General features: G+C 27.4%; 16 protein-coding genes. 14 read left to right on the top strand and 2 right to left on the bottom strand.

What is annotated here, in order from left to right:
• The first annotated feature begins 9 nt into the window (after positions 1-9).
• The 5 genes from ortB (at position 10) to orr (ending at position 6,516) form a co-directional block, all read left to right on the top strand.
• Positions 10-1,422: a 2-amino-4-oxopentanoate thiolase subunit OrtB gene (gene ortB, locus AC07E4_RS18020; protein ID WP_040330279.1), complete on the top strand. Its 1,413-nt coding sequence runs from the start codon at positions 10-12 to the stop codon at positions 1,420-1,422.
• Positions 1,423-1,524: 102 nt separating this feature from the next.
• Positions 1,525-1,893: an ornithine aminomutase subunit alpha gene (locus AC07E4_RS18015; RefSeq protein WP_040330280.1), complete on the top strand. Its 369-nt coding sequence runs from the start codon at positions 1,525-1,527 to the stop codon at positions 1,891-1,893.
• On the top strand, positions 1,887-4,061 hold the full coding sequence (oraE, locus tag AC07E4_RS18010; RefSeq protein ID WP_478217091.1) for a D-ornithine 4,5-aminomutase subunit OraE: 2,175 nt from the start codon (positions 1,887-1,889) through the stop codon (positions 4,059-4,061). Before AC07E4_RS18015 ends, oraE begins: the two co-directional genes overlap by 7 nt.
• A gap of 35 nt (positions 4,062-4,096) precedes the next feature.
• Positions 4,097-5,428, top strand: coding sequence for a GlmL-related ornithine degradation protein (locus AC07E4_RS18005; RefSeq protein ID WP_478217090.1), 1,332 nt, complete (start codon positions 4,097-4,099; stop codon positions 5,426-5,428).
• The gene (gene orr, locus AC07E4_RS18000; RefSeq protein WP_081771055.1) at positions 5,425-6,516 is read left to right on the top strand and encodes an ornithine racemase Orr; all 1,092 of its coding nucleotides are present in this window, start codon (positions 5,425-5,427) and stop codon (positions 6,514-6,516) included. The genes AC07E4_RS18005 and orr overlap by 4 nt, the downstream gene beginning before the upstream one ends.
• Before the next feature lie 31 nt (positions 6,517-6,547).
• Here the strand turns inward: orr and AC07E4_RS17995 are convergent, their stop codons facing one another.
• Entirely contained in the window at positions 6,548-7,150 is a 603-nt protein-coding gene (locus AC07E4_RS17995) for a zinc dependent phospholipase C family protein (RefSeq protein WP_040330283.1), read from the bottom strand.
• A gap of 444 nt (positions 7,151-7,594) precedes the next feature.
• Positions 7,595-8,944: an aminotransferase class V-fold PLP-dependent enzyme gene (locus AC07E4_RS17990; RefSeq protein ID WP_478217089.1), complete on the bottom strand. Its 1,350-nt coding sequence runs from the start codon at positions 8,942-8,944 to the stop codon at positions 7,595-7,597.
• 566 nt (positions 8,945-9,510) lie between these two features.
• Between AC07E4_RS17990 and AC07E4_RS17985 the strand changes: the two genes are divergently transcribed.
• The 9 genes from AC07E4_RS17985 to AC07E4_RS17945 all read left to right on the top strand — a co-directional run bounded on the left by AC07E4_RS17985 (position 9,511) and on the right by AC07E4_RS17945 (position 17,337).
• The gene (locus AC07E4_RS17985; protein WP_478217088.1) at positions 9,511-9,954 is read left to right on the top strand and encodes an RrF2 family transcriptional regulator; all 444 of its coding nucleotides are present in this window, start codon (positions 9,511-9,513) and stop codon (positions 9,952-9,954) included.
• Complete coding sequence (gene nifS / locus AC07E4_RS17980) at positions 9,947-11,137, top strand: cysteine desulfurase NifS (RefSeq protein ID WP_478217087.1); 1,191 nt, start codon at positions 9,947-9,949, stop codon at positions 11,135-11,137. The genes AC07E4_RS17985 and nifS overlap by 8 nt, the downstream gene beginning before the upstream one ends.
• Complete coding sequence (gene nifU / locus AC07E4_RS17975; RefSeq protein ID WP_040330288.1) at positions 11,137-11,571, top strand: Fe-S cluster assembly scaffold protein NifU; 435 nt, start codon at positions 11,137-11,139, stop codon at positions 11,569-11,571. The genes nifS and nifU (AC07E4_RS17975) overlap by 1 nt, the downstream gene beginning before the upstream one ends.
• Before the next feature lie 11 nt (positions 11,572-11,582).
• Positions 11,583-12,659, top strand: coding sequence for a tRNA 2-thiouridine(34) synthase MnmA (gene mnmA, locus AC07E4_RS17970; protein ID WP_478217086.1), 1,077 nt, complete (start codon positions 11,583-11,585; stop codon positions 12,657-12,659).
• Between the two features lie 225 nt (positions 12,660-12,884).
• Positions 12,885-13,424 (top strand): sigma-70 family RNA polymerase sigma factor, encoded by a 540-nt coding sequence (locus AC07E4_RS17965; RefSeq protein ID WP_478217085.1) that lies wholly within the window; start codon positions 12,885-12,887, stop codon positions 13,422-13,424.
• A complete protein-coding gene (locus AC07E4_RS17960; RefSeq protein WP_040330291.1) occupies positions 13,417-13,707 on the top strand; it encodes a hypothetical protein in 291 nt (96 codons plus the stop codon). The genes AC07E4_RS17965 and AC07E4_RS17960 overlap by 8 nt, the downstream gene beginning before the upstream one ends.
• A 1-nt stretch (position 13,708) precedes the next feature.
• Complete coding sequence (locus tag AC07E4_RS17955) at positions 13,709-14,449, top strand: PLD nuclease N-terminal domain-containing protein (RefSeq protein WP_478217084.1); 741 nt, start codon at positions 13,709-13,711, stop codon at positions 14,447-14,449.
• A gap of 429 nt (positions 14,450-14,878) precedes the next feature.
• Positions 14,879-15,286, top strand: coding sequence for a Fe-S cluster assembly scaffold protein NifU (gene nifU, locus AC07E4_RS17950; protein WP_040330299.1), 408 nt, complete (start codon positions 14,879-14,881; stop codon positions 15,284-15,286).
• A 59-nt stretch (positions 15,287-15,345) separates the two neighbouring features.
• Positions 15,346-17,337 carry an ATP-binding protein gene (locus AC07E4_RS17945; RefSeq protein ID WP_478217083.1) on the top strand — a complete coding sequence of 664 codons (1,992 nt, stop codon included), beginning with the start codon at positions 15,346-15,348 and terminating at the stop codon, positions 17,335-17,337.
• Positions 17,338-17,383 lie beyond the last annotated feature (46 nt).

Here is a 17,383-nt window from a genome sequence, read left to right as displayed (position 1 = left end):
GATATAAAAATGAACAAATATGAAGCTTTAATGGAAAGAAAAAATGAAATAATGATTAAATCAGTTGGAATAGATTTTTCTAAATATGAAAAAGGTAAGTTAGCTTTTGATTATGAGGAAATGATGAATGATATAGGATATTCTTTAGAAGAAGTAATAGAAATTCAAAAACAAACAGGTGTTGGAAATACACCATTATTAGAACTTAGAAACATTACTAATTTAGCTAGAAAGGTATCTAAAACTGGTAAAGCAGCAAGAATATTTATAAAAGATGAAAGTTCAAATCCATCAGGAAGTTTTAAAGATAGAAGAGCAGCTATATCTGTATATGATGCTAAACTCAGAGGCTACAAAGGTGTTGCTTCAGCTACATCAGGAAATTATGGGGCAGCTGTAGCATCACAAGCAGCAATGAGAGGACTTGATTGTATAATAGTTCAAGAATGTTATGATTCAAAAAAGATAGGACAACCTGAAATTATTGAAAAAGGAAGAAAATGTGATTGCTTAGGAGCAGAAGTATTGCAACTTACTGTAGGCCCAGAACTTTTTTATACTTTTTTAGATGTTCTTGATAAAACAGGTTTCTATAATGCTTCATTATATTCTTCTTATGGTGTAAGGGGAATAGAAACCTTAGGATATGAAATTGCAAATGAATGTAAGAGTAAGTTTGGATGCTATCCATCTGCTGTAATAGCAACTCATGCTGGTGGTGGGAATGTAACAGGAACAGCAAGAGGACTTATAAAAGCTGGAGCAAAAGAAACCCAAATGATAGGTGCTTCTGTAAATTTAGAAGGTCTTCATATGGCAAGTGATAATGCGTTTAATAGAAAATCTTTTACAACAGGACATACTGGTTTTGGAATACCATTTATGGTGTGGCCTGATAGAAGTGATGTTCCAAGAAGTGCTGCAAGACCATTAAGATATTTAGATAGATATGTAACAGTATCTCAAGGAGAAGTATTTTATATGACAGAACTATTATCTAAGATAGAAGGTCTTGAAAGAGGTCCAGCAGGGAACACATCTTTAGCAGCAGCATTTGCAATAGCTCAAGAGATGGAGAATGATGAAATTATAGTAGTACAAGAAACAGAATATACAGGAGCTGGCAAGCATATATTGCCACAATTAACATTTGCAAAAGATAACGGCATTGATATTTTAATAGGAGATCCATGTGAAGAAGTGGCAGGAAAGAATATTATACTTCCTGATCATCCATCTAGATTATCTGTAAAGGATAAGGATTTGAATCATTATAGGGAATCACTTATAAAAAATAATATTAAGTTACTAAAAGACAAGTATATTTCTAAAGTGGATTTAGAATATTTAGCAATAGAAACTAAATTGTCTGAAGAAAAGGTAAAAGAAATTCTTTCAAAAAAAGAAATAAATATAGAATAAATTTTTATTTTCTTATTTGTATATCATTAAAAGATAATAGATATAAAGTGATTTAATACAGCTATATTGAATTATTTATTAATAAAAAAGGGGGAAATGGCATTGAAAAGAGAAGATGATTTTGAGGTAAGAAGAAAACATTTAAGTAATTTAAGTGATGAAGAATTATATAATAGATTTTGGGAGTTAACAGAGGAAATAGTAAGTCCGCTTATAGATTTAGCTTATAAAAACACATCTCCATCAATAGAACGTTCAGTACTTTTGAGAATGGGATTTTCAAGTTTAGAGGCTTCTAAAATAACCAATGAAGGAGCTAAATTAAATTTGTTATCTAAAGGTATGGGAAATGTTGTTGTGAAATATGCAAAGAAAAATAATATAGATTATTTAGAGGCTGGAAAAATTTTAAGTGAAGGAACTGGATGGAATGAAGTAATAGAAATTTTTAGGGGGGATAAAAATTGTTAGAAAGAAATGAAAAAATAAATGTAGAAGAAATATTAAAAGATTTAGATAAATACACACCTAAAAGAAGAGGTTGGCATTGGAGAGAAAAGTATGAAATGCCAGTAGGTGAATTTAAATATGATGAAATTTCAATGCCATTAAACAATAGTAGAAGTCTACCATCCTCCAGAAGTTTTAATAGTATAGATCCACAACCGATACCAGTAATAACATCAGAAATAGCATCAGGTAGATTTGAAGATGATATAAGAAGAATGAGAATGGCAGCTTGGCATGGTGCAGACCATATTATGGTTATAAGGACAGCAGGTCAAAGTCACTATGATGGATTGATTGAAGGTACACCAGAAGGAATAGGTGGAGTTCCTATAACAAGGAAAGAGGTTAGAGCAACAAGAAAAGCATTAGATTTTATAGAAGAAGAAGTTGGAAGACCAATAAATTTCCACTCATATGTATCTGGAGTTGCAGGTCCTGATATAGCAGTAATGTTTGCTGAAGAAGGTGTAAATGGGGCACATCAAGATCCTCAATATAATGTTTTATATAGAAATATAAATATGGTGCGTTCATTTGTGGATGCAGCTGTAGCTAAAAAACTTATGGCATGGGCTGGAATATTGCAAATTGATGGAGCACATAATGCAAATGCAACAGCTATGAAAGGATATAATGTAATGCCTGAATTAATGGTGCAACATGCTATAAATTCAAAATTTTCTGAAATGATAGGTATAAAAAGTGAAAATATAGCACTTTCTACAGTTCCTCCAACAGCACCTCCAGCTCCATGCTTAAAATATGATTTACCATATGCTGTAGCACTTAGAGAGTTATTTAGAAACTATAAAATGAGAGCTCAAATGAATACTAAGTATATGGATTCATGTACAAGAGAAGCAACTGTTACTCATGCATTAAATTTATTATTATCAAAGCTTACATCTGTGGATATTCAAAGTACAATAACACCAGATGAGGGAAGAAATGTGCCTTGGCATTATAATAATATTCATGCTGTAAATACTGCTAAACAAGCACTTATAGGTATGGATGGCTTAATGGAAATGGTTGAACTTAAAAAGGATGGATATTTAAGAGATAAATCCAGAGAATTAAAAGAAAGAGCGGTTCTTTTCTTAGAAGAAATTTTAGAGAATGGTGGATATTTTGAGGCTGTTGAAAAAGGCTTTTTTGTAGATTCAGGAGAATATCCAGCAAGAAATGGAGATGGAATTGCAAGAAAAATTCAAGGAGGAATTGGTGTAGATACAATAGTGGAAAGAGATGAAGATTATTTTGCTCCAGTATGTGCACATTTTGGATACAATAATATTCCAAAAGAATATGAAAACCCTTGTGATGCTATAAATGGATGCACACTTTGTAAACATGAAAAAATTCAATATATAGATGAATTAGATGATGAAGATAATGTATATAAAAGAATGGAGAGAGTTAAAGATGATGGAACTATAGTTCCAGAAGTAGAATGGAAAAATGATGGATATGTATCTGTAACATTATTTATACCAGAAGAAGAACGTATAGCTGAAGCAGCTGCATTAGAAATGGGCAAAAATATGAATTTAAGTGATGTTGAAGTTATTCATAAGCAAATAATGCAAGATGCTGAGGGAACTTTAGTTGAAATAAAAGGAAGGGTAAACTTTAAGATTAAAAAGAATGAGCTAAAAGTTCCAGAGAAAAAAGAACTTTTAAGTGACGATATTATGAGAGAATATGTTAAGGAAAACCCAGTTAAGATAGTTGCAGCAACAGTAGGTGAAGATGAACATTCTGTTGGTTTAAGAGAAATAATAGATATAAAACATGGCGGTATGGAAAAATATGGAATAGAATGTGTTTATCTTGGAACATCTTGTCCAGTAGAAAAATTAATTGATGCTGCAATAGAAACGAAAGCAGATGCAATAGTAGCTAGTACAATAATAACTCATAATGATGTTCATACAAAGAACATGCAAAAAATTCATGATTTATGTGTTGAAAAAGGCGTAAGAGATAAGTTTATATTAGTTTCAGGTGGTACACAAGTTACTGATGAAATAGCTAAAGCACATGGAATGGATGCTGGATTTGGAAGAGGTACTCATGGAAATAATGTAGCATCATTCATAATAGAAACATTAATGAGAAGAAAATAACTTTAAATTTGAAATTTTTTATAGGGAGGTGAAAAATGATGAATGTAGATTATTTAGTTGCAGAGATAGGAAGTACTACTACATTAGTAACGGCATTAGATTTTAAAAATGGTGCAGAAATAGTAGGGCAAGGAAAAGCTTTTACAACAGTGCTAGATGGAGATGTTACAATAGGATTAAAAAATGCTATTAGAGAAATTGAAGAAAATATAGGAAGTAAGCTAACGTATAAAAAAATGTTAGCTACTAGTAGTGCTGCTGGAGGACTTAAAATAACAGTTCATGGCTTAGTAGAAGATATGACTGTAAAAGCAGGAAGAGAAGCAGCATTAGGTGCAGGTGGAATAATAAAAATGGTGACAGCGGGAAAATTAAGAAAAGGTGATTTAAAAAGAATAAAAGAGATAAATCCAAATTTAATTATGATTGCTGGTGGAACAGATTATGGTGAAAGAGATACAGCTTTATATAATTCAGAAGTTATAAGCAAAGAAGGTTTAAAAATACCTATAGTTTATTGTGGGAATGTTGCAAATATAGATGAAGTAAAGGAAATTTTTAATGGACAAGAATTATATATTATAGAAAATGTTTATCCAAGGGTTGATGAAATTAATGTAGAGCCTGCGAGAAAAGTAATACAAAAAGCATTTGAAAATAATATTGTTAAAGCACCAGGCATGGAAAAAATAAAGGAAATGGTAGATGGAACAATTATGACAACTCCAGGTGCAGTTATGGAAGCTACTAAACTTTTATATGAAGAAATAGGTGATGTAGTGGTTATTGATGTAGGGGGAGCGACGACAGATGTACATTCAGTAACAGAAGGATCCTCAGAAATATTAGATATGTTAGTTATTCCAGAACCTAAAGCAAAGAGAACAGTAGAAGGTGACTTAGGCGTTTATATAAATAGTTTAAATATATTAGAATTAATGAGCAATGAAGAATTAAATGGTATGAGTAGAGAAGAAATATTAAAATATATAAAGCCTATACCTAGTAATGAGATAGAAAAAAAATGGAGTGAAGTATTAAGAGACAAAGCCGTTAATATTGCCTTTAAAAGACATGTAGGTGTAATTAAACGCTCCTATGGAAGTGGAAAAAATTTTTTGGCATATGGAAAAGATTTATCAAAGGTAAAATATATAGTAGGCACAGGTGGTGCACTCACTAAATTACCTAATGGAAAGACAATTTTAGAAAAAATTAAGTATATTGGTAGTGATTTAACTATGTACCCTAAAGATGATGCAAAAGTATTATTAGATAATTTATATATAATGGCTCTTGCTGGAGTATTATCTAAAGAAGATAAAACTTTAGCGATTAAACTTTTAAATAGGAGTTTGGAAATATGAAAAGAATATATCCTTGCATAGAAATAGATTTAGCAAAGATAAAAAATAATTGTAGTATTATAAAGAAACTTTGTGATGATAAAAATATAGAAGTTGTAGCTATAACTAAAGGATTTTGTGCTGAAAAGCCAATAATAAAAGCAATTATAGATTCTGGTATAAAGAGTGTAGGTGATTCTAGAATACAAAATCTTAAGCCAGCACAAAATTTTAATTGTACAAAATATTTAGTAAGAATACCAATGGAAAGTGATGTTAATAATGTAATAAAGTATTCAGATATAAGTTTAAACTCAGAATTGGAAGTTATAAAAAAATTATCTAAAGTAGCAAAGAAAGCTAAAAAAATTCATAAGATAATACTTATGATTGATTTAGGAGATTTAAGAGAAGGTATTTTGGAACTTGATCTTTTAGATGTAGTAAAAGAAGTGTTGAAACTGCCTAATATAGAATTAGTAGGACTTGGAACAAATTTAACTTGTTATGGTGGAGTAATACCAGATAAAGATAATTTAGGGAAGCTTATAAAACTTAAAGAGCGTGTTGAAAATGTATTTAATATTCAAATACCAATAGTGTCAGGTGGAAACTCCAGTAGTTTATATATGGTTATAAATGGTGAAATACCAAAGGGTATAACTCAACTAAGAATAGGAGAAGGAATACTTTTAGGTAATGAAACAGCTTTTGGAAATGTTATAGATGGAACATCTCAAACAGCATTTAAGTTAAAAGCTGAAATTGTTGAAATAAAAAATAAACCATCAGTTCCAAAGGGGAAAATTGGATTAAATGCATTTGGTGAAGTGCCTACGTTTAAAGATCTAGGTGTTATGAAAAGAGCCATAGTTGCAATTGGAAGACAAGATATTAATATAGATGGCTTAATTCTTGAAGATGAGAAGATAAGGTTATTAGGTGCAAGTAGTGACCATTTAATATTAGATATTACAGAAAGTGATAAGGAATATAAAATAGGTGATATAATTGAATTTAACATAAAATATTCATGTTTATTACAATCTATGACATCTAATTATATTACAAAGTATTATAAAAAGTATGACAATATAAAAGATGAATGATAATTATCATTCATCTTTTATATTTATAAGTTTAAGCATTTTTAAATATTATATGACGACTGTTACATTTCTTAGAGTATGCTTTTAAAATACATTCACCAACTAGAAGACAAGCTTTAGAGGAATATACAACATCCTTTTCAAAATCATTATCTAAAGATGTATCACTTGCATAATCATCATGCAAACTTTTAATAGCGCTTAAAACATCTTCTGAAGAAGTAAAATCATACTGAAAATTTAGTAAATTTTCTAAAATTTTATCTGCATTTTTTTTAATATAAAAAACTTCGTTTTGTTCATAAATATGATGTTGAGACCTGCTTCCTTTATAATATTCGTTATGAGGTAAACAGAAATAATCACATATGAAATGAAATATAGAACCAAGTTCAATTACAAATTTATTATAAGTAAGATTATCATTTTCTATATCAGAATATATATTATTAGTTAATCTATTTATATGCTCTAAGCAGTAGTGATTTACATGATATTTCATTATTTTTGTTTTCTTTATATCAGGTCTAATATTGCCGTATAAAAAACTTAAAGGTTTTATCTTTATATCTAATTTTTCTTCCAATATAGGTCTAAATTTTGATGCCAAAGATAAATGTGCCATTATATTCATTATTGATACCTCTTTTAAAATTAATTTTAATTATATGATTCCAAATTTGTAATATAAATTATTCATTTTTAAAATTTAATATATTTTTAAATAAAAAATAATTTCACATTCATTGCTAAGTGTAATTCATCAATAAAAATAATAATTTAAATTAATGTTTTAAATATATAAAACTTACAATGTATGTAATTAATATTATATTATAAATTTATTAATAAAAGTTACAAAAGTATATCTAAATAAGCTTGAATTTTCACTAAATAATATTATAAATTAATATTTCGAAAATTTCATTATAAAAAAAATGGCAGAAATCAAATAAAAAACATTATGCAATAAAAAATTTAGTATATATTGTGAAATTAAAAAAGCTTTCTATTAATTTATAGAAAGCTTTAAAATTTTTTACATATATAAATTTATATTTAATAGTAAAGTTATTTATTAATCAAATAAAATAGAGGAATCTATTTCGGAATATTTATCTAGATAGTATTTTCTATTAGTTGCTATTTTATTAAGTGCAAAGATTAATTCATTTATTTCAGATATAGTATTGTACATACCAAAACTAATTCTTAAGGTTCCTGGATATTTTTCCTTTGGTAATGTTAAATTTTTCATAATTTCACTTTGAGAAATATTTAAAAGTTTTTGCATATAAGGTTGTGCACAAAAACAACCACTTCTGACACCTATACCAAATTCTAAAGAGAGGACTTTGGATACAAGTTTATGATGAAGACCATTAATATTAAAAGGTATTATACTTACTTTATTATTAAAATTTAAATAATCACCATAAAGAATTACATTTGGAATTTTAAGCATATTTAGTGTTGCATATTTAGTTAAATACCTTTCATAGTTTTCGATATTTTTCATACCACAATCAGATAATGTTTCAATAGCCGATACAATAGCGATTGAACCTAAAACATTCGGTGTTCCTGCTTCGTATTTATCGGGTGAATCGGCCCAAATTACAAAATCATGTGTAACAAAATCAATAGTACCGCCACCTACGTAATCAGGAGAACAACAAGATAAAATATCTTTAGGACCTATTAATGCACCACTTCCAAATGGTGCATAAAATTTATGACCAGAAAATGCTGCAAAATCTATATGCTCTAAACTATCATAAGGCATCAAATTTACTGGTGAATGTGGAATTAGTTGAGCTCCATCAACTAATATTTTAGAATTATAATTGTGAACCAATTTAGCAATTGAATTTATAGGTGTTTTATGCCCAGTAACATTTGAAGCGCCAGTAACTGTAACAAGCTTAACTCTATTATTATATTTAATAAGTTTAGATTCCAAATCATTTATATCTAAATTGCCATTATCATCTACATTAACATAATATACAGAATACAATTTTCGCCAAGGCAAATCATTAGAATGATGTTCCATGAAGGTAGATAGTATAACATCTTTTTCAGGTTCATAATCTTTTAAAATATTAGCTAATTTGTTAATTGCTTCTGTACAATTTTTTACAAAAATTACATCCATTCTATCATCATCACAGTTTAAAAAACTTTTTATAGTATCTCTGCTATCATCATATATCTTTGTGGATAATTGAGATTTATATCCATCACCACGGTGAATTGAAGAATAATATGATGAAAAGTTATTTATATCATTAAGAACTTTATGAAGCGGTGGTGTAGTTGCTGCATTATCAAAATTTATATAGTTCTTTAAATATCCAGTTATTAGAGGTACTTTAGCATTAACTCCAACTACTAAATCTCTATAAGGATTATAGTTATTATTCATTTTATACCCCCTAACTAAAATAAGATAGGATTATAGGGAAACAAGATAAAACTTAAAATTATCTTTTTTACTGTATATATTTGATTTCGAATTTATTATTTATTTTAAAAAATTTTCAAGTTATTTCATGGCTTACTATATGAAATAGGAACTTAAAAATTCATAATAAGTTCTTTAAAGTATATAGGTTTCCTCAATATATAGGGTTATCTCCCTATATAAATATAATATTAAAAAAAAATATAAATGGTACAATATAATTTGAAAAAAAACCACAATATAGGTGATTTATTGGCAAAATATAAAGGTATATTACATAATATAAAAAAATATGTAGATTTATAAATCAAAAATATTGGTTAAATTATTTAGTAGTAAAAAACAATAAAATATAAAATTTTAAGCATAAAAAAATATATGTTTTATTTTCAAGGTTTATAATGCAAATAGCTTCAAATAGCCATTTAACGTCTTAATAAATAAAAGAAAATTTATAGTTGACAAGAATACTCTGATTTGCTATTATCAAAGTATAGTAAAACACTCAACATTAAGGAGTGATAAAAATGAAGTTATCTACAAAAGGAAGATATGGTGTAAAAGCCATGGTAGACTTAGCTATCAATTATGGAGGAAATCCAATATCTATAAAAAATATATCAGAAAGACAAAAAATATCTGAATATTATCTAGAACAATTATTTTCTAGTTTAAGAAAAGCTAAGCTTATAAAAAGTATAAGGGGTGCAACTGGGGGATATGTTTTAGGAAAGGCTCCAGAAGAAATTACAATATATGATATATTAGAAGTTTTAGAAGGACCAATAGAAATATCAACTTGTTTAGACAGTGATTGTTGTAATAATATTGATTGTTGTGCAACAAGAATGGTTTGGAAAAAAATTAAAGATAGTATAGATAGTGTTACAACGTCTATAACTCTTAAGGATATAGTAGAAGATTACAAAAGTATTTCAAAAATCAAAGGAGTGACAATTCAAAATGAATAAAAAAACTGTTTATATGGACTATGCGGCAACAACATACACAAAACCAGAGGTTCTAGAAGAGATGATTCCATATTTTAATCAATATTTTGGAAATCCTTCTTCAATTTACTCAATTTCAAGAGAAACTAAAAAAGCTATAGATATGTCTCGTGACAGAGTAGCTAAAGCCCTTAATTCAGATAGAAGTGAAATTTATTTTACAGGCGGTGGATCAGAAGCTGATAACTGGGCAATAAAAGGAATAGCATTTGCTCATAAGAATAAAGGTAATCATATTATAACAACAAAAATAGAACACCATGCAGTATTACATACTTGTGAGTACTTAGAAAAATATCATGGCTTTGAAATTACATATTTAGACGTTAATGAAGAAGGCATAATAAACTTAGAAGACTTAAAAAATGCAATAACAGATAAGACAATATTAGTTACAATAATGTTTGGAAATAATGAGATTGGTTCAATTCAGCCAATAAAAGAAATTGGTGCAATTTGTAAAGAGAAAAATGTATTTTTCCATACAGATGCAGTTCAAGCAGTAGGCAATGTAAAAGTAGACGTAAAAGATATGAACATTGATTTATTATCTTTAGCATCACATAAATTTTATGGACCTAAAGGTGTAGGTGCATTATATATAAGAAAAGGAATAAGAATTCATAATTTAGTTCATGGTGGAGGACAAGAAAAAGCAAGACGTGCAGGTACAGAAAATGTAGCTGGAATAGTTGGAATGGGAAAAGCTATAGAACTTGCTACAGAGGATATAGAAAAGCATCAAAGTAGAATATTACCATTAAGAGAAAAATTAATAAAAGGATTACTAGAAATACCACATACAAGATTAAATGGACCTACAGGAGATAAGAGACTTCCTGGAAACGTAAATGTTTGTTTTAAATTTATTGAAGGAGAATCAATACTTCTAATGTTAGATGCTATGGGAATATGTGCATCAAGTGGTAGTGCTTGTACATCAGGTTCACTAGATCCATCACATGTCTTATTAGCAATAGGACTTCCACATGAAATAGCTCATGGATCACTAAGATTAACAATTGGAGACGGAACTACAGAAGAAGATATAGATTATGTTCTTGAAAAAGTACCAACAATAATACAAAGATTAAGAGATATGTCACCATTATATGATGAATTTATAAAAGGAGATGGAAAATAATGATATACAGTGAAAAAGTAATGGACCATTTTACAAACCCAAGAAACGTTGGAGAAATAGAAAATGCAAGTGGAATAGGCGAAGTAGGAAACGCAAAATGTGGCGACATAATGAGAGTTTACCTAAAAGTAGAAAATGATGTAGTTACAGATGCTAAGTTCAAAACTTTTGGATGTGGATCAGCTATAGCATCTTCAAGTATGGCTACAGAACTTATAAAAGGAAAATCTGTAGAAGAAGCTTGGACATTAACAAATAAAGCTGTTGCAGAAGCATTAGATGGACTTCCACCAATAAAAATGCATTGCTCAGTATTAGCAGAAGAAGCAATTCATAAAGCTATAAATGATTATAGAGAAAAACAAGGTTTAGAACCATGGGATTTTAAAGAAACTGATCATGATGCATTACATGATGTTGTTCACGGAGAATAGGTGATAAAATAATGAAGAAAAAAGTTGTTATTGGAATGAGCGGAGGAGTAGATAGTTCTGTTGCAGCATATCTTTTAAAAGAACAGGGATATGATGTTATAGGAATTATGATGAAACTATCTCCAGATGATCCAGAGTATGCAGAAAATGAAGGTGGATGTTGTTCGCTTTCAGCAGTATTAGATGCAAGAAGAGTAGCAGATAAATTAGATATACCATTTTATGTTATGAATTTTAAAGCTCCATTTCAAAACTATGTAATAGATAATTTTATTGATGAGTATTTTAATGGTAGAACACCTAATCCATGTATTATGTGTAATAAACATATAAAATTTGAAGAGCTTTTAAGAAAAGCTATAGCTATTGGAGCAGATTATGTTGCTACAGGACATTATGCTACAGTAGAAGAGATAGATGGAAGGTATTTACTTAGAAAATCAGAAGATGATAAGAAAGATCAAACATATGCATTATACAATTTAACTCAAGAACAGTTAAAACATGTATTAATGCCTTGTGGAAAATATTCTAAGCCAGAGATAAGAGAAATTGCAGAGAAAATTGGATTAGAAGTATTTAGAAAGAAAGATTCACAAGAAATATGTTTTATACCAGATAATAATCATGGTAAATTTCTTGAAAAGAAAAGTGGTAGAAAAGTAAAACCAGGAAATTTTGTTGATAAAGATGGAAATGTTTTAGGCAAACATAAAGGTATTGTGTATTACACAATTGGACAAAGAAAAGGTCTTGGTATAGCCCTTGGAAAACCAATGTTTGTAACAGACATAATTCCAGATAAAAATCAAGTAGTGCTTGGTAATGAAGAAGATATATTTAAAAATACTTTAATTGCTAAGGATGTTAATTTGATACCTTTTGATAAAGTTGAAGATGAAATAGAAGTTACAGCTAAAGTCAGATATTCAGCGAGACCAGCAAAGGCAAAATTAACTCAAGTTGGAGAAAATAAAATAAAATTAGTATTTGAAGAAAATCAAAGAGCTATTACTAAAGGCCAATCAGTAGTGTTTTATAAAGGAAACTATGTAGTTGGTGGTGGAATAATAGAAGAAATACTATAAAATAAAAAACCTTAAGATAAGAAAAAACTTATTTTAAGGTTTTTATTTTATATATAAATTTAAACTTAAAAAAATCGTGATATAAGTATAGATAGTAATATGTTTGTCAATATGTGCAAAAATAAATTTATAGAAAATAATGGTGAAAAGTTCAAACAAATAGATGTGTAAAATGTATAGTATATATGAAGAGGGAATTAATTGAGGGAAAGGGGGGATGAAATTTTGAACAAAAGGGAGTTTATGGAGAGCCTTATTGATGACTACAAAGATATGGTATATGACTTATGTATGAGGCTTACTAATGATGTTTATAAGTCGGAAGATTTGTTTCAAGAAACATGGCTTAAGGTAGCCAAAAGTTTAGACAAAGTAAATAATGAGAGAAACATTAGAAATTATATTTATACTATTTGTATAAACTCTTATAAAAACAATTATGGTAAGGAAAAAAGATGGTTAAATATTATAAAAGATTATTTTTCAAATAATGAAAAAGAGAGTGTTATAAATAATATATGTTTTGATGAAGATGAAACAATCAACGATGTCATTAGAAAATTTGATGAAACTATAATTCAAAATGAAATAGCTAATTTAAAGGAAATTTATAGGATACCTATAATCCTATTTTATTATAAAGATTTTTCTTATGAGCAAATTTCAGAAATTCTAAAAATACCATTAGGAACTGTGAAGTATAGACTTAATATGGCTAAAAAGTTATTAAAAGAAATGTTAGAGGGGGAAATGAAGTATGTATGAAGCACCAGAAGAATTAGTAAAAAAAACTAAGGAAATTGTTTTGAAAAATATAAAAGAGACTAATTATAAAAAGGAAAATAATATAGTGATAATTTTAGCAACAATTGCAAGTGTTATTATTGGAACAATTAGATTGTTGGTATTTATAACTAATTCATCAATAGGTTTAAATTTAGATTTAATAGGTATGATTAAATGGCTTGGAAATTTAAATGGAATTATTTGTATGACGACTTTGCCTTTAATTATATTTGCATTTTATAAAAAAGAGGGGGTTAAATAATATGGATTTTAATTTTTTGATGTGTATACCATATATTCCTATAGTAACTATGTTTGTCATTAATATACTTATGGGAGTTTGGGTATATAAAGATGCACGTAGTAGAGATATGAATGGACTTTTATGGTGTTTAGTAACAATAGTTGTTCCTAATTTTTTAGGACTTTTAGTTTATTTAATTGTAAGAGGAAAAGAAAACAGGTATAGATGTGAAAAATGCAGTAAATTACTTGAAGAAGATAGTATGTACTGTAAATATTGTGGAACTATGATTGATTATAAAAATTTTGAAGCTATAACATTTAAAAAGAACAATAAAATACTAATTGCTATTTTAACAATAATAATAATTGTTAGTTTATTTTTTGCTAGTATATTTATAATTCAAATGAAATCAATGAAAAGTACTATAAATGGCGAGAGTTTATTTAATAGTGAAGCTAAAATTGAAAATAAAATAGTAGAAAAAGATGGATATGGATTTAAGTATTATATTTCATTTGAAAATTGTAGTAAAAAGAAAAAGAAAACTATAGAAATTGATTCTAATACAGAATATATAGATTGCAACTTAAATTTAAAAGAAGGAAATGGTACAGTAAATATAAGTGATGATAATGGAAATAGACTTGAAACTATAAACAGTAAAGGATATAAAAAAATACCTATTGAAAAAGGAACCAATAAAATTGTAGTAGAAGTAAAACTAAAAAAAGCTACAGGAGCATTTACTATAAATTAAATTATTTTAAATTCTAGCTTGAAATCCTATATGGCTTTCAAGCTAGAATTCAAAGTAATATTTTTATCAAAGGATACTATTAACCTTACAGTTTATTCTGATATCATGGTTGAAAGTAATTAAGAACTAAGAGTGAAAAGTTATGGTGAATATTACTAGCTTCGCTTTTAATATCTAAAAATAGAAATATAAAAAACTGATACTTCAGTTTTATCCTTCATTGTTCATTGTTAATTTTTCAATATTGTAGCTGAGGTTTTAACCTTGGCGGTTTTTGATTTGGATACAAATATTTAAAAGCAATATATAAAAGTAAAGTTTTCAAAGAATGAACTATAAATAACTTAACTTTCAAATTTTAAAAACTATATGTTATAATAAAAGAAGATTGAAAATAGTTTTACAATTTATTTTTAGGGGATGATTTTAATGGAATATAGCGATAAAGTATTAGAACATTTTTATGCTCCAAGAAATGTAGGAACAATGCCAGATGCAGATGCCATAGGTGAAGCAGGAGATGCTAATTGTGGTGATATTATGAAAATTTACATAAAAGTAAAAGAAAACGTTATAGATAAAGTGAAATTTATGACTTTTGGATGTGGCTCAGCAATAGCGTCCTCTAGTATAGCTACAGAACTAATTAAAGGAAAAACATTAGAGGAAGCATGGAGTTTAACTAATAAATCAGTAATTGAAGCATTGGATGGACTACCAGCTGAAAAAATTCATTGCTCAGTACTTGCAGAACAAACGATACATAAAGCTATAAATAATTATAGAGAAAAAAATGGTTTTGAAAAATGGAAAGACAAATGGGAGAATGACAATTAAGAATTCATGTTAAATCATGAATTCTTTTTAAATATAAAAATATATTTTGAGGTGGTTAGTTGAAAAATAGGGTTATAGTATTGGTCGGATTCATTTACTCAATTTTAATAGGTATAATTCTATTAAATATATATTCTAAATATGCTTATGATATAAATTTTATTGAGTATATAGAGAAATCGAGAAAGATAACTTATGAAGAAAAAAATTGGTTAAATGAAAATAAAAATATAATATATATATCAGATCAAAATTCATATCCATTAGCATTTAAAAGTCAAGAAGGACAGTATAAAGGAGTTTTAGTAGATTTTATGAATGCATTATCTATAGAAATAGGTAAAGATATTATATTTGAAGTTAACGATGGGTGGCAAAATTATATAAATAAAAGTAGTGTTGATGAAATAAAATGCTTTGGATTAATTCCATCAAAAGAAAGAGAAGAATACTTTGTGTTTTCAGATCCTATTTATATTATAAGAGGAAATATTGTAAAGCCTAAAAGGTTAAGGAAGATAAAAAGTTATAAGGATTTAAAAGGATATAAAGTAGCAGTTCCCAAAAGTAATTATGCTGTAGAATTCTTAAAAGAAAATTTAAATGAAGTAGAATTTGTTTTTACTAAAGACTTAGAAGATACTATAAATGCACTAGAAGAAGGAAGAGCAGATGTGGCTATTGGGGACGAACCAGTATTGAAATATTATATGGAAAATAAAGGCATGAATAAAAAATATGAATTTCTTAAAGAATGTGTGTATAAAAAGCCTGTAGTAATTTCAATACCAAAACAAAAGAGAGAGTTACTGAATATTATAAATAAGGGTATATTTTCATTAAGAAAAAATGATATGTTTAAAAGTGTAAAAACAAAATGGTATAGTGAAGATTTGGCTTTGTTAGATGAAAATAAAAATGATAACATGGTTAGATTTGTGTTTATATTTATTTATGCTTTATTTATTATGATATATATTTTTTTTACTTTAAATTATACATTAAAAAAGCAAATAAAGATAAAAACTAAGGAATTATCAGATAGTAGAAATTCTTTAAGAAATACATTAGATAGTATAACTGATGTAGTTATTGTACTAGATAAAAATAATGATATATTACATGCAAATAGAGCTTTTAATAAATTTATAGAAAATAATAATGTGGATTTAAACGTAAATCAATGGATATTTAAAGATATAATAAATAATACATTCAAAGAAAAGGCTGAAAATTCTAAAGAATACTTTTTGAAAGAAAAAATATTAAAAATAAATACATTTCCTTTTGATGATAGTGATAATATTTTAGAAAGTATAGTAATTGTAATTAAGGATATAACAAAGGAGAAAGTAGCTGAAAGAGAAATTATTCAGGATAATAAAATGATCGCAATAGGACAATTAGCATCTGGAGTAGCACATGAAATAAGAAATCCATTGGGAATAATAAGAAATTATTGTTATCTTCTAAAAAGCAGTATTGAAGATGAGGAGAGTTTAGAATTTATAGGTGCTATAGAAAATAATATAGAAAGAGCTAGCAAAATAATATCTAATTTACTTAATTTTGCACGAATATCTACAAATGCTAAAAACAATTTAAAAATTAAGGGTTTTTTAGAAGATATAATGTTGTTAGAAGATAAAACTTTAAGAAATAACAATATAAAAGTATCAATTGATTGTGATGATAATATAACATTTTATATAAATGAAGAGGTATTAAGACATATATTTATCAACTTAATATCTAATTCAATTGATGCTATAAATGAAAATAAAAAAAATATATATGAGGGTGAGATTAGAATAAGTGTTATTAAAAAAGATAAAACTTTGTCAATAGATATATCTGATAATGGATGTGGAATAGATGAAGATGATATGATAAAAATATTTAATCCTTTTTATACAACAAAGCCAATTGGGAAGGGAACAGGCCTGGGACTTTATATAACTTATAATGAAATAAAAAGAAACAATGGAAATATAAAAATAAACAGTAAAAAATGTGTTGGAACTACTTTTAAATTAGAATTCAAAAATTAATAAAAGTAGAGTTGATTTACATTTGTGCAATAGAACTTACTATTAA

It is taken from the genome of Clostridium amazonense, assembly GCF_056431285.1.
The sequence above is the reverse complement of the archived record's forward strand: the minus strand, read 5'-3'. Positions and strand labels throughout refer to the sequence as shown.